At 64.9% G+C, this 13,946-nt stretch carries 12 protein-coding genes; 8 read left to right on the top strand and 4 right to left on the bottom strand.

Annotated features, from left to right (window positions below; genetic code table 11):
- The first annotated feature begins 77 nt into the window (after window positions 1–77).
- From AC0L20_RS28765 to AC0L20_RS28740, 6 genes are read left to right on the top strand one after another with little or no spacing between them, the layout of a single operon-like run.
- Window positions 78–947, top strand: a complete 870-nt coding sequence (locus AC0L20_RS28765; RefSeq protein ID WP_473294065.1) for an ABC transporter permease — start codon at window positions 78–80, stop codon at window positions 945–947.
- An 8-nt stretch (window positions 948–955) separates the two neighbouring features.
- The gene (locus tag AC0L20_RS28760) at window positions 956–2,062 is read left to right on the top strand and encodes an ABC transporter ATP-binding protein (protein WP_473294064.1); all 1,107 of its coding nucleotides are present in this window, start codon (window positions 956–958) and stop codon (window positions 2,060–2,062) included.
- 21 nt (window positions 2,063–2,083) lie between these two features.
- The gene (locus AC0L20_RS28755; RefSeq protein WP_473294063.1) at window positions 2,084–2,575 is read left to right on the top strand and encodes a (2Fe-2S)-binding protein; all 492 of its coding nucleotides are present in this window, start codon (window positions 2,084–2,086) and stop codon (window positions 2,573–2,575) included.
- Between the two features lie 2 nt (window positions 2,576–2,577).
- Entirely contained in the window at window positions 2,578–4,965 is a 2,388-nt protein-coding gene (locus AC0L20_RS28750; protein ID WP_473294062.1) for a xanthine dehydrogenase family protein molybdopterin-binding subunit, read from the top strand.
- Between the two features lie 11 nt (window positions 4,966–4,976).
- Window positions 4,977–5,774, top strand: a complete 798-nt coding sequence (locus AC0L20_RS28745; RefSeq protein ID WP_473294061.1) for an FAD binding domain-containing protein — start codon at window positions 4,977–4,979, stop codon at window positions 5,772–5,774.
- A 16-nt stretch (window positions 5,775–5,790) separates the two neighbouring features.
- The gene (locus tag AC0L20_RS28740) at window positions 5,791–7,284 is read left to right on the top strand and encodes an amidase (protein WP_473294060.1); all 1,494 of its coding nucleotides are present in this window, start codon (window positions 5,791–5,793) and stop codon (window positions 7,282–7,284) included.
- A gap of 175 nt (window positions 7,285–7,459) precedes the next feature.
- Here the strand turns inward: AC0L20_RS28740 and AC0L20_RS28735 are convergent, their stop codons facing one another.
- Window positions 7,460–8,359: a LysR substrate-binding domain-containing protein gene (locus AC0L20_RS28735; protein ID WP_473294059.1), complete on the bottom strand. Its 900-nt coding sequence runs from the start codon at window positions 8,357–8,359 to the stop codon at window positions 7,460–7,462.
- A gap of 178 nt (window positions 8,360–8,537) precedes the next feature.
- Here AC0L20_RS28735 and AC0L20_RS28730 point away from each other — a divergent pair, with 178 nt between their 5' ends.
- Window positions 8,538–9,335 (top strand): fumarylacetoacetate hydrolase family protein, encoded by a 798-nt coding sequence (locus AC0L20_RS28730; RefSeq protein WP_027519798.1) that lies wholly within the window; start codon window positions 8,538–8,540, stop codon window positions 9,333–9,335.
- A 272-nt stretch (window positions 9,336–9,607) separates the two neighbouring features.
- On the opposite strand, the gene AC0L20_RS28725 is transcribed toward AC0L20_RS28730, so the two are convergent.
- Together AC0L20_RS28725 and AC0L20_RS28720 are read right to left on the bottom strand one after the other, a co-directional pair.
- Complete coding sequence (locus AC0L20_RS28725; protein ID WP_473294058.1) at window positions 9,608–10,459, bottom strand: HpcH/HpaI aldolase/citrate lyase family protein; 852 nt, start codon at window positions 10,457–10,459, stop codon at window positions 9,608–9,610.
- A complete protein-coding gene (locus tag AC0L20_RS28720) occupies window positions 10,459–10,962 on the bottom strand; it encodes a MaoC family dehydratase (protein ID WP_473294069.1) in 504 nt (167 codons plus the stop codon). Before AC0L20_RS28720 ends, AC0L20_RS28725 begins: the two co-directional genes overlap by 1 nt.
- 178 nt (window positions 10,963–11,140) lie before the next feature.
- Between AC0L20_RS28720 and AC0L20_RS28715 the strand changes: the two genes are divergently transcribed.
- A complete protein-coding gene (locus tag AC0L20_RS28715) occupies window positions 11,141–12,307 on the top strand; it encodes an acyl-CoA dehydrogenase family protein (protein WP_007613843.1) in 1,167 nt (388 codons plus the stop codon).
- Window positions 12,308–12,362: 55 nt separating this feature from the next.
- Here the strand turns inward: AC0L20_RS28715 and AC0L20_RS28710 are convergent, their stop codons facing one another.
- Entirely contained in the window at window positions 12,363–13,946 is a 1,584-nt protein-coding gene (locus AC0L20_RS28710) for an AMP-binding protein (RefSeq protein WP_473294057.1), read from the bottom strand.

The following is a 13,946-nucleotide window of genomic DNA, read 5'->3' as shown; positions in this document are numbered from 1 at the left end:
ACTTGCCCAAGACTGACTTGCCCAAGACTGACTTGCCCAAGACTGACTTGCCCAAGACTGACTTGCCCAAGACTGACATGTCAAAGACGGTCGCACCGGCGACGACCAAGGCGATTGCACCGAGCAAGGGCGGCCGGCCGTGGACGTTCTATGTTCTGGCGACGCTGTTCGGGTTCTATGTGATCGCGCTGTACGGCCCGATGTTCTGTATCTACGTCCTGTCGTTCCAGGATATCCGTGGCGGCCTCGTGTTCCCGATGAAGGGCCACTCGCTGCACTGGTTCGTCGATCTCTTCACCCAGGTGCGGACCGGCGACGTCAAGGGCTCGTTCGATCGCTCGATCAAGCTCGCCGTCATCGTCACTGTCATCACGGTGGTGGTTTCGTTCCTTGCCGGGCTCGGTTTTCGCAAGCGCTTTCGCGGCGACACGGTCGTGTTCTACATGATGATCGGCAGCCTGGTTGCTCCGGGTCTCGTGCTCGGCCTCGGCACCGGTCTGTTGTTCCAGGCGCTCGGGCTCAATGCGAGCTGGTACACCTCGGCGCTCGGCGCGCAATTGTCCTGGACGCTGCCGTTCGGCGTGCTCGTGATGTTCGCGGTGATGTCGCGCTTCAACCACGTCTGGGAGGAGGCGGCCTACGACCTTGGCGCCAGCCGCTGGCAGTCGATCCGGCTGGTGATGATCCCGGTGCTGGCGCCCGGCCTGGTCGCGGTCGCGCTGTTCGGCTTCACGCTCTCCTACGACGAGTTTGCGCGCAGCCTGCAGACCGCGGGCTCACTGAACACGCTGCCGCTGGAGATCTGGAGCATGACCTTGAATGTCACGTCCCCCTCGCTTTACGCGCTCGGCACGGTCACGACGATCGTCTCCTTCATCGTCATCGGCGCGAGCCTGGGCAGCATCGTGCTGATCCAGAAGAAACGCGGCAGCAGCACAAAGGGTTGAACTGGGAAATGAAGAGCGATCGCGGCGATATCGAACTGGCGGGCGTCTGCAAGAGCTTTGACGGCGTCAGCAATGTGGTCGACGGCGTCAACCTCAAGATCGCCGACGGCGCCTATTGCTGCTTCATCGGTCCGTCCGGCTGCGGCAAGACCACGATTCTGCGCATGATCGCCGGCCACGAGGACCCGACCGCCGGTGAGATCGTCATCGGCGGCCAGAACGTCATCGGGCTCGCGCCGGTGCAGCGGCGCACCGCGATGATGTTTCAGTCCTACGCGCTGTTCCCGCATCTCACCGTGCGCGACAACATCGCGTTCGCATTGCGCGTACGCGGCATGTCGAAAGCCGATCGCCTGCGCGCCGCGGATGCCATGATCGAGAAGGTGCGGCTGACGCAATTCGCCGACCGCCTGCCGGCGCAGCTCTCCGGCGGTCAGCAGCAGCGTGTGGCGCTGGCGCGCGCCGCGATCACCGAGCCGAGGGTGCTTTTGCTCGATGAGCCGCTCTCCGCCCTCGACGAGCAGCTCCGCGTGCAGATGCGCCAGGAGCTCAGGCGGATGCAGCAGGAGCTCGGCATTACCTTCATCCACGTCACCCATACCCAGCTCGAGGCGATCGCGCTCGCCGATCTGGTGGTGGTGATGGAGCAGGGCAGGATCAAGCAGGCGGGCGCGGCCCGCGACGTCTATGCCCATCCGCATGATCGTTACGTCGCCGAGTTCATGGGCGGGCAGAACGTGCTGTCGGGGCGGGTCGAGAAGGTCAACGGTTCGACCTTTACGCTCGCGCAAGCCGCGCCTGATGGCATCGAGGTCCCGCTTCAGGCGCGGTCCGCGGTCAGCGTCGGCGACAAGATCGATATCGCCGTACGCCGCGACGATGTCGCGCTGGTCCGACCGGGCAGGGAGCTGCCGCCGGGTTGCTCCAATTCGCTGCCGAGCCGCGTGCTCGCGATCGAATACCAGGGCTATTTCGTCAAGGTCATGCTGGACACCGTGCCGGACGACGCGTTCGTCGCCTATGTGCCGGAAAAGACCTTCTTCGCGGATCCGTTCACCGTTGGCGACGTCGTGATGGCCACATGGGCCACCGGCAGCGCGCTTCCACTCGCCTAAAGACCCGTCGCGCACAGGAGTATGATCGTGCAGATATCCTTCACACTCAACGGACGGCCGACCACTGTCGATGTCGAACCGGCGACGCTCGTCGCCGAGCTGCTGCGCGAGCAGCTCAACCTCACCGGCACCCATATCGGCTGCGACACCAGCCAGTGCGGCGCCTGCGTCGTGCATCTCGACGGCCTGCCGGTGAAGAGCTGCACGCTGCTGGCGCCCGCGCTCGACGGTGCGACGCTGCTCACCATTGAAGGGCTCCAGGGCGAACCGGGTTCGAACCGGCTACATCCGATGCAGGAAGCGTTTCGCGAGCATCACGGTCTGCAATGCGGCTTTTGCACGCCCGGCATGCTGATGACGGCGGTGGCGCTCGCGACCGAGAAGCCGGAGCTGACGGAAGCCGACGTCCGCCACGGCCTTGAAGGCAACATCTGCCGCTGCACCGGTTATCAGAACATCGTCGTCTCGGTGATAGCAGGCGCTGCCGCCATGAACGCCGCCAGGGGAGAGTGACCATGGGCAATGTGATCGGGATCGGCGCTTCACCCAAACGGAAAGAGGACCAGCGCTTCCTCACCGGCCGCGGCAATTACGTCTCCGACATCAAGCGTCCCGGCATGACGGCGGGCGTGTTCGTGCGCTCGCCGCACGGACACGCGATCCTGCGCGGCGTCGACAAGAGTGCGGCACTGGCATCGCCCGGCGTCATCGCGGTGCTGACCGGCGAGGATGCCGCCGCGGACAAGCTGGGATCGCTGCCCTGCGGCTGGGGTATCACGGACGCCAAGGGCGTGCCGATGAAGGAGCCGCCGTTCCCGATGCTGGCGCAGGGCAAGGTGCGCTTCGTCGGCGACATGGTGGCCTTCGTCGTCGCGGAGACGCCGGCGCAGGCTAGCGCTGCAGCCGAGCTGCTGACGGTCGATTACGAGGTGCTGCCCTCGGTGGTCGGCGTGCTCGAAGCCGTGCGACCCGGCGCGCCGCAATTGTTCGACGACGTTCCGAACAACATCTGTTGCGACTGGGAGCTTGGCGACAAGGCCGCGGTCGAGGCCGCGTTCCGGAAAGCGGCGCATGTCGCAAAGCTCAGCCTCGTCAACAACCGGCTGATCGGAAACCCGATGGAGCCGCGCGCGGCAATCGCCGAATACGAGCCCGGCACCGATCGCTTCACGTTGTGGACCACCAGCCAGTTCCCGCATGTCGTGCGCTTCCTGATGGGCGCGCTGGTGCTGAACATTCCGCAGCACAAATTGCGCGTGGTCGCGCCCGATGTCGGTGGCGGCTTTGGCGTCAAGCAGTTTCACTACGGCGAGGAGGCCGTGATCACCTGGGCCGCCAAGCGCGTGATGCGGCCGATCAAATGGGTTGCGAGCCGGTCGGAGGGGTATGTCTCCGATCGCCACGGCCGCGATCACGTCACCGAGGCCGAGCTCGCGCTGGATGAGACCGGAAAGTTTCTGGCCTTCCGTGTCAACACGCTCGCCAATATGGGCGGCTATCTCTCGACCTTCGGACCGAACATCCCGACCAATCTTTACGGACCGTTGCTCGGTGGCGTCTACACCACGCCGGCAATCTACTGCAACGTGAAGGTGGTCTTCACCAACACGGTTCCGGTCGACGCCTATCGCGGCGCGGGCCGACCCGAGGCGACCTTCGTGCTGGAGCGCATCGTCGACGTCGCAGCTAGCGAGATGGGCATCGACCGGGTCGAGATCCGCCGACGCAACATGATCCCGAAGGAGGCTTATCCGTATCAGACGCCGGTGCTGGTGCAGTACGATTCCGGCGATCCGATGGGATGTCTCGACGGCGCTCTTGTCGCGGCCGAGGTCAAGAACTTCGGTATCCGCAAGGCGGAGTCGGCGCGCAGAGGCAAATTCCGCGGGCTCGGCTACTCGACCTATGTCGAGGCCTGCGGCCTCGCGCCGTCGCGCTTCGCGGGACGATTGGGCGCGCGCGGCGGGCTCTATGAGAGCGCCACGGTGCGGGTGCATCCGACCGGCCAGGTCACGGTCATGATCGGCACGCACAATCACGGCCAGGGCCACGAGACGACGTTCGCGCAGATCGTCTCGGAAAAGCTCGGTGTCGCGTTTGACAATGTCGACATCGTGTTCGGCGATACCGACCGCGTGCAGTTCGGCATGGGCACCTATGGCTCGCGTTCGCTGGTGGTCGGCGGCGCGGCACTGTCGAAGGCGACGGACAAGGTGGTCGCGAAGGGCAAGAAGATCGCGGCGCATCTGCTTGAGGCGGCCGAAGTGGATATCCAGTTCGAGGCCGGAAAATTCTCGGTCGCAGGCACCGACCGCATGAAGACGTTCGAGGAGATCGCGGGCGCCGCCTACGTGCCGCACGATTATCCGCTCGAAGTGCTGGAGCCGGGACTGGAAGAGCAGGCTTATTATGATCCCGTCAACTTCACCTATCCCGGCGGCTGCCACATTGCCGAGGTCGAGATCGATCCGGAAACCGGCACAGTGACGCTTGTCAATTACACCGCGGTGGACGACGTCGGCACGGTCATCAACCCGATGATTGTCGAGGGCCAGTTGCATGGCGGCATCGTGCAGGGCGTCGGTCAGGCGCTGTACGAGAACGCGGTCTATGACGAGGGCTCGGGCCAGCTGCTGTCGGGCTCGCTGATGGACTATTGCATGCCGCGCGCCGATCACATGCCGATGATGAACATCGCGACCCATTCGACGCTGTGCACGCACACGCCGATGGGCGTGAAGGGCTGCGGCGAGGTCGGCACCATCGGTTCGCCGGCCGCGGTCATCAACGCGGTGGTCGACGCGCTGTCGCATCTCGGCGTCACCCATGTCGACATGCCGGCGACGCCGAACCGGATCTGGCGCCTGCTGCAAAACGCGTCGCTGCCGGTCGCTGCGGAATAGGGAGGATGACAATGAAGCCGTTTGCCTATCACCAACCGGACCGGATTCCCGACGCTGCCAAACTGCTGACCTCGATCGAGGACAGCAAGCTCGTCGCCGGCGGCATGACGCTGATCCCGACGCTGAAGCAGCGGCTCGCCAGTCCGCCTGCCCTAGTCGACCTGTCGAAGCTCGGACATCTGAAGGGCATCAGCGACGACGGCGCCACCATCACCATCGGTGCGATGACGCCACATGCGGTGGTAGCCGCCTCGAAGCTGGTGCAGGCGAAGATCCCCGGTCTCGCCGCGCTGGCGTCGATGATCGGCGATCCCGCCGTCCGCATCCGTGGCACTATCGGCGGCTCGGTCGCGAACAACGATCCGGCGGCCGACTATCCGGCAGGTGTGCTCGGATTGGGCGCGACCGTCGTCACCAGCACGCGCGAGATCGCGGCCGACGGGTTTTTCCGCGGCCTGTTCGAGACCGCGCTCGAACCTGGCGAGATCATCACGGCGATCCGCTTTCCGGTGCCGGTCAAGGCGGGCTACGCCAAGTTCAAGGCGCCAGCGTCGCGCTATGCACTGGTCGGCGTGTTCGTGGCGAAATTCGCCGATGGCGTTCGCGTGGCCGTGACCGGAGCGGGCTCCGGCGTATTCCGCGTTCCCCCGATGGAAGAAGCGCTGTCTCGAAGTTTCGATCCGTCCGCGATCGCGGCGATCAGGATCGACACCGACGGTCTCACCTCCGACATCCATGCCGAAGCCGACTACCGTGCGCATCTCGTCACGGTCATGGCCAAGCGCGCCGTCGACGCGGCGCTCAGCTAGCTCTTTAGGGTTGATGATGACTGATGGTTCCGGCCGAACGGCCTTCCCGCCGGCGCCGACTGGCCTTGGCTCGCTTTCCGCAACCGAGATCCTGGCCGGCTACCGCCGCAAGGCGTTCACTCCGCGCGATGTCGTCGACGACACCATTGCCGCGCTGGAGGTGACGAACAAGACCTGCAACGCGGTGGTGACGCCGATGTACGAGCAGGCGAGGGCGGAGGCCGATCGTCTCACCGGGGAGATGCGCGCCGGCGAGGCCAAGGGGCCGCTCGCCGGTATACCCGTGACGATCAAGGACCTGGTCTTTGTCGCGGGCGTGCCGGCCTATGGCGGCTCGCCGATGAACAAGGCCTTCGTGCCCGATGTCGACGCGGCGGTTGTCTCGGCGCTGAAGGAGGCGGGTGCAATCGTCACCTGCAAGACCACGACCTGCGAGTCCGGTTACAAGTTGACGGCGGACAGCCCGGTCACTGGCACCACGCGCAATCCCTGGAATCCCGGTCGCACCAGTGGCGGATCGAGCGGCGGCGCGGCGGCGGGCGTTGCCGCCGGCTGCGGTCCGATCGCGATCGGAACCGATGGCGTCGGCTCGATCCGCGTGCCCTCGTCCTTCTGCGGTGTGTTTGGCCTGAAGCCGACCTTTGGCCTGGTGCCCCGTTCGCCCGGCTTCTCGCCACCGTCCTGGGGCTCGCTCGCGCATACCGGGCCGATCGCACGCACGGTCGCGGATGCCGCGCTGATGCTGGAGATCATCGCTGCTTACGATCTGCGCGATCCCGCGAGCCTGCCGGTGCCGGCGCGGCGGTTCGACACGAAGGCCGCGCCGTTGAACGGCATTCGTATCGGCGCCAGCGTCGATCTCGGCTACGCCGCCGTCAGCGCCGATGTGCGCGCGGCGTTCGGCAAGGCGCTGGCCACTCTCGATGCCTGCGGCGCGCAGGTCACCATGGATGGTCCGGGCCTCGATCCCGGGATCCTCGAGCACACGCTGAAGCCGATCGCCTTCACCGAACAGGCGGCCGCGGTCTCAAGCAAGACCACAGCCGATCTCGCCAGCTCCGAAGCAGATTATCTTGACGTCATCAGTGCAGGCCGACGCTACAGCGGCACGGACTATATCGAAGCGGGGTATCGCCGCGGCCAAGCTCGCAGCGGCTTCCTGAAGCTTTTCGAGCGCGTCGATGCGCTGGTGACGCCGACCGTCGCGGTGACCGCGTTCGAAGCCGGCCGCATCGGCGTCGACACGATCGACGGCGGCAAGGTCGATCCGCATCTCGGCTGGTCGCCCTTCACCTGGCCGATCAACCTCGCCGGCCTACCGGCGGCGACGCTGCCCTGCGGCTTCGATCGCGATGGAATGCCGATCGGCTTGCAGATCGTCGCTCCCTGGCTCGACGAACCCACGATCTTCCGCATCGCCGCCGCGTTCGAGGCGGCGCAGCCCTGGGCAAACTTCTGGCCGTCACTGGCGCTCCGCGAAAGTCCCGCGCGCACGAAAGCGGCGCCTTAACCTCGCCCCGCTTGCGGGGAGAGGTCGGATTGCATCGGAGATGCAATCCGGGTGAGGGGGAGTTTCCGCGAAGGCAGCTGTCACCGAATGTGCGGAAGCAGCCCCTCACCCCAACCCTCTCCCCGTAAGAACGGGGCGAGGGAGCGCACCATCGCAGCGGGAACAGGCCCCCAGCTCAGGACAGCTCGATCGGATCGCCGCGGCCGCTGAGCTCTTCGTCGAGGCGCAGATAGTGCGCGAGATAGTCGTGCAAGGCGGTCGCCGCCTTCGAGGTTGCGCCGCTCGACTTGTAGAGCAGCAGCTCGATCTTCGGCAGCGGCGGCAGGCCCTCGTTCGGGCCGATCTCGCGCATCGCCGGGACCAGCGCGCTGCGGCCGAGTACGGTCACGGCCATGCCGGCGAAGGCGGCGGCCTGTAGGCCGCCGACGCTTTCGCTGACGCAGGCGATGCGCCAGCGCAAATTCGCGCGTTCCAGCGTATCGATCGCGTAGTCGCGATAGATGTTGCCCGGCGGTAGCAATGCCAGCGGAATGGGCCGTTCCTGGTGTGCGGCGGACTGCTCGCCGGTCATCCAGACCAGTTGCTCGCGCCGTACCACCTGGCCGCCCGTAAAATCGTTCATGCGGGTGACGAGGGCGATGTCGACATCGCCGCGCTTGACGAGGCCCACCAGCGGCGTCGAGAGCGCGCAATTGAGCTCGACCTGGACGCGGGGGAAGGATTTTCGGAACACGCTGAGGATCTGCGGCAGCATGAAGGCGGCATAGAGGTCGGGCGTGCCGAGTACGACCTGACCCTCGATCTCCTGTGACGCCAGCTGCGAAATCAATTCGTCATGCAACCGCAGGATGGATTTGGCGTAGGTGAGAACCGTGGTGCCGTCCTCGCTCAGCGTCAGCCGGCGCCCGGCATGCTCGAACAATTGCTTGCCGGTGAGCTTCTCCAGCCGCTGCAATTGCAGGGTGATCGCCGGCTGGGTGCGGCCCAGCCGCCGCGCGGTCTCGGTGATGCTCCCGGTCTCGACCACGGAGATCAGCGACCGGAGCATGCGGATATCGAGGCTGATGAGGTTCATGCGGCGTCCATGTCGCCCAGAATTTATGCAAGTTCCATGCTAGGGCGAAAGGGAGCAGGCGGCCCGTTCTCGTCGATTAGAGCACGTGCCGGTCCAGCATTGCTGGCATACTGAATATTGATTATCAGGCGGCTCGGCGCGCATGATGCGCCCAACGAACATAAAGGGAGCACAAAACATGAAAGAGACATCAGCAACGCGACGAGAGCTGCTCGCAATTGCCGCGGCCGCAGGTGCTGCCTCAATCGCGGAAGTTGCGCCGGCTGCGGCGCAGGCCGGCCCGAAACCGATCTTTCCTGTGCCGATGGTCACCATTCCGATCGTCGGCGAGGCCCAGGTGTTTCAGGTCCGCCGCATCTACTGCATCGGGCGCAACTATGCGGCGCACGCGATCGAGCGCGGCTCGGACCCGAACCGCGAGCCGCCGTTCTTCTTCCAGAAGCCGACCGACGCAATCCAGAACGTCGCTGTGGGCGAGGTCGCCGATCATCCTTATCCGTCGCTGACCAAGAACTATCACCACGAGGTCGAGCTGGTCGCCGCGCTGAAGTCTGGCGGCTCCAACATCCCGGCCGAGAAGGCGCTCGACCATGTCTATGGCTACGCGCTCGGCCTCGACATGACCCGACGCGATCTCCAGAACGGCATGGCCGCGGAGAAGAAGCCATGGGAGATAGGCAAGAGCTTTGACCACGCCGCGGTGATCGGACCGATCCACCCGGCCAGCAAGACCGGTCATTTCGACAAGGGAGCCATTTCACTGGCGATCAACGGGACGGTGAAGCAGAGCTCGGATCTCAGCAAGATGATCTGGAGCGTGGCCGAGCAGATCGCAAAACTGTCGGAAGCGTTCGAGCTCAAGGCCGGCGACATCATCTATTCCGGCACGCCGGAGAATGTCGGCCCGGTGGTGAAGGGCGACGTGCTCTTGTGCAAGCTCGACGGCTTGCCGGACATGTCGATCAAGATCGTCTGATTGTTTTCGCCTCTCCCCGCGTGCGGGGAGAGGTCGGAATTTGCGCGAGCAAATTCGGGGTGAGGGGGACTCTCCGCGAGTTCAACTGCTACCGTGATCGTGGAGGCAGCCCCTCACCCCAACCCTCTCCCCGTAAGAACGGGGCGAGGGAGCGCACTGCCGGTAGGGCTATAGCTCGGGCGCAGTCGTCTTGGAGCTTTGCGGGGAGCACTCCATGATCTCCAGAACATTGACGGCTTGGCGCACAATCATGGTGAGGCTTGCGTCCTGATCTAGCTCTGGCCGAGGATCTTCATCGCGGCGCGAAGATGCGGTTTGTCGATCATCTGGCCGTCGAGGCGTAGCGTGCCTGAGTCCGGATTGTTCGCGAACGCCGCGATCACCTTCTCCGCCCAATTGCGCTCGGCCTCGGTCGGCTCGAACGCCGCGTTGACCACGTCGACGTGCTTGGGATGGATCAGCGCTTTCGCCGAAAAACCGTCACGCCGCGCCGCGCGCGTTTCCTGTTCGAGCCCCGCCAGATTGTCGATGTCGGTATAGACGGTGTCGATCGGCGCGACCTCGGCCGCGGCGGCGGCCATCAGGCAGAGATCGCGCGCCAAGCGATAAGGGCTGTGGAACACGCCGCCCGACGCCTTTTCGGTAGCGCCGAGCGAGGCCGAGAGATCCTCCGCGCCCCACATCAGGCCCGCGAGGCGAGGGGAGCAGCCCTTGTAGCTGCCGAGCCCGAAGATCGATCCTGCGGTTTCGGTCGCGACGCAGACGATGCGCGTTGCGCCGATGGCGATGCCAGCCGCAGCCTCAAAAGCTTGGAGCCAGGTCGCGACCTGTCGCACGTCGTCGCCACCCTGCGATTTCGGCAGCACGATGCCGTCGGGCTTGCCTGGAATCACCGCGGCGAGGTCAGCGAGCGTCATGCCGGTGTCGAGCGCGTTGACGCGGACATAGAGCTGACGGGGCTTGTTGCGGCCCTTGAGCATCGCCAGCGTCAACCCGCGCGCCTCCGGCTTCTTGTCGATGACGACGGAATCCTCGAGATCGATGATCAGCGCGTCGGCGTTGCCTTCGCTGGCCTTCTCGAATTTGCGCGGGGAGTCGCCCGGCACGAATAGCATCGAACGCATCAGACTGGCCTCTTGTGCATCATCGCCATGCGGCGGCATTTGCCGACGATCTCGTCGTTCTGGTTGAGAGCGTGATGCTCGAACTCGACGATGCCCGCTTTGGGGCGCGATTTGGATTCCCGCAACGAAAGCACCTTCGTCGTCGCCCGCAGCGTGTCGCCATGGAAGACCGGTTTCGGAAAAGTGACGTCGGTCATGCCGAGATTGGCAACGGTGGTGCTCATGGTCGTATCATAGACCGTCATGCCGATCATGATGCCAAGCGTGTAAAGGCTGTTGAAAATGCGCTGGCCGAACTCGGTCTGGGCCGCAAAATGTGCGTCGATGTGCAGCGGCTGCGGATTGAGCGTCAGCAGGCTGAACATGGTGTTGTCCATCTCTGTGACGGTCCGCGTCAGGGGATGCCTGAACTCCTGGCCCACGGAAAAGTCTTCGAAATAAAGTCCGGCCATCGCGGTTTCCTCCCTGCGAAATAACGGCGCGCCCGCATCCTCGCGCCGCATGACCCTATGCATGCTACACACAGTTGATAGGGAAATTCACGTATCTGTACCCTGTTTTTCAAGTTAAAGAACGCAAGCGAAGGCACGTTCGGGCGCAACAATCCGCCACGGCCTTCGCGTGGGGAACGCGACGAGGGGAGATTGCGCGGTCGCTTCTCCCAAGAAGGAGATCAGGAACATGGATTTCGCGCTCACCGCTCAGCAGGAAGCCATTCGCGACGCCGTCGCAAAGGTTTGCGAAGACTTTCCCGACGCTTATTGGCTGAAGAAGGATCACGACGGCGGCTTCCCGCACGACTTTCACAAGGCCATGGCGGACGCCGGCTGGCTCGGCATCTGCGTGCCGGAGGAATATGGCGGCTCCGGCCTCGGCATCACCGAGGCCGCGATCATGATGCGCGCCATCGCGGAATCCGGCGCCGGCATGTCCGGCGCATCCGCGGTGCACATCAACGTGTTCGGCCTCAATCCCGTGGTCGTGTTCGGCACCGAGGAACAGCGCAAGCGCATGCTGCCACCGATGGTCGAGGGCCGCGAGAAGGCGTGCTTTGCCGTCACCGAGCCCAACACCGGCCTCAACACCACCCAGCTCAAGACCCGCGCGGTGGCCAAGAACGACCGCTACATCGTCAACGGCCAGAAGGTGTGGATCTCGACCGCGCAGGTCGCGCACAAGATCCTGCTGCTGGCGCGCACCACGCCGCTGGAGGACGTGCGCTCGCCGACGCATGGGCTGAGCCTGTTCTATACGGACTTCGATCGCAACAGAATCAAGGTCCACGAGATCGAGAAGATGGGCCGCAAGGTCGTCGATTCCAACGAGCTGTTCTTCGAGGACTTTGAAATCCCGATGGAGGATCGCATCGGCGAAGAAGGCAAAGGCTTCCAGTACATTCTCGAAGGCATGAACCCGGAGCGCATTCTGATCGCAGCGGAAGCCGTCGGCCTCGGCAAGCTCGCGTTGTCGCGCGCGACCGAATACGCCAAGACCCGCGTGGTGTTCAACCGGCCGATCGGCAAGAACCAGGGCATTCAGCATCCGCTGGCCGTCAACTGGGTCGAGCTCGAGGCGGCCTGGTTGATGGTGATGTCGGCGGCCTGGCAATACGACAAGGGCATGCCTTGCGGCGGCGCCGCCAATGCCGCGAAATACATCGCGGGTGAGGCCGGATATCATGCCTGCGAGCAGGCGGTGATGACCCATGGCGGCTTCGGCTATGCCAAGGAGTTCCACGTCGAGCGTTACTTGCGCGAAGTTCTGATCCCGCGCATCGCGCCGGTCAGCCCGCAGCTTGCGCTCAGCTTCATTGCGGAAAAGGTGCTGGGGCTGGCGAAGTCGTACTAGCTGATGCGCGACCTTTTGGCCGGGACGAGTTCGCGCGCTATCCCAGTGGCCGTGCTTATTCCGCGGCGATCCGCTCCATCGCCATGGCCCGAAGCCGGGCGCGCTGGATCTTGACGCCGTTGGCGCTGTCGGTGACGGGGAAGGCCTCCACGACATAGATCCGCGCCGGGACCTTGTAGCCGGCGAGCCGCTCGCGGAGGCGCGCGGTCAACGCGTCCTGCCGCGGCGGCTCGTGGTGGGGGTCCTGGGCGGGGATCACGAAAGCAACGCAGCGGGCGTTTCCCTTCAGATCGACCGCGACGACCTGAGCGTCGGCCACGCCAGCGCACGATTTGAGCTCGTCCTCGATCTCGCCGGGCGCGACGAGGAAGCCGCCGAGCCGCATGGCGTCGCCCGCGCGGGTTTCGTAGACGAAGGAGCCGTCGCCGCGCAGCCGGCCGATATCGCCGGTGCGGAAGAAGCCGTCCGCGGTGATCGTGTCGCGCGTCGCGTCGGGATTGTTGTAGTAGCCGAGGAAGCGCGACGGCGCATGGATCTCGATCTCGCCGGAGACGCCGCGAGCCGCGAGTTCGCCGGTCTCGGTGTCGCGCACACGGACCTTGGCCTCCGGGGACATTGGCCAGCCGCCGCCCTCGATGCGATCGGCGAAGCCATCACTCGAGCGTGCGATCGAGAACAGGGCCTGCGCTTCGCTCGAACCATAGAGGCCGTGCAACGGCATGCCGCGCGCCTCGGCCTCCGCGGCAAGCTCGCGCCAGCCGGGCTGGAACGCGGCAAATCCGCAGACTTCGAGATGCGGAAACGGATGCGGCGCCTCGGTGAGGGCGAGGATGCGGCGGAACATTTCATCCGAGCCAAAGGCGTGCGTGATCCTGCACTCGCGGAGAATCTTCAGCGCCGGCGCCGCCTCGAAGGCATCGAGCACATGGACGGTCGCGCCCGCTGCGATGAAGCCGAGCAGGCTCGTCATGCCAAAAGTGCCGCAGAACGGCAGCATGGCCAGCAGTGCATGGCGCTGGGGCGAAAGTTTGAGCGCCTTGGCGACGGAGGCGGCGTGCGTGGCCAGCGTTCGCTGCGAATGCGCGACGAGTTTTGGTCCTTTGGTCGTGCCTGACGTCGTGTAGAGCAGAACCGGCAGATCGAAATCATCCTGAGCCGGCGGGGCAGGCGGATAGCGCTTGTCGAAGGCGTCGAAGCGCACGCACGGCCAATGTGTCGGAATCGCATCCGCGCCGACCACCGCGAGCTCTCGCAGCGCAGGCACCTCGTCCTTCGCAACGTCGGCGAGAATAGCTGCAAAGTCGATCGAGCGGAACGCGGCTTCGACCACCATCAGCCTAGCGCCGGACAGCTTCAGGAGATGCGCGACCTCCGCGCTGCGGTAGCGTGTATTGACGGCGGCGACGATTGCCCCAAGCCGGGCGGCGGCGAACAGCAGCGCGATCCATTCGATCCGGTTGACCAGCCAGACCGCGACGACGTCGCCCTTACCGACACCGTACGCGGCAAGCCAGGCGGCGGTCTGCTCGATCTTTTCCGAGAATTCCGCGCGCGAGACCGGCGTGCCATCGAACACGAAGGCCGGATAGGCCGCCTCGGTCCGGATCAGCGATTGCAGCGAAAATTCATTGGCGCTCAT

The sequence above is a fragment of the Bradyrhizobium sp. Kon58 genome (assembly GCF_055807455.1).
This window is presented reverse-complemented; position numbering and strand designations above follow the sequence as displayed.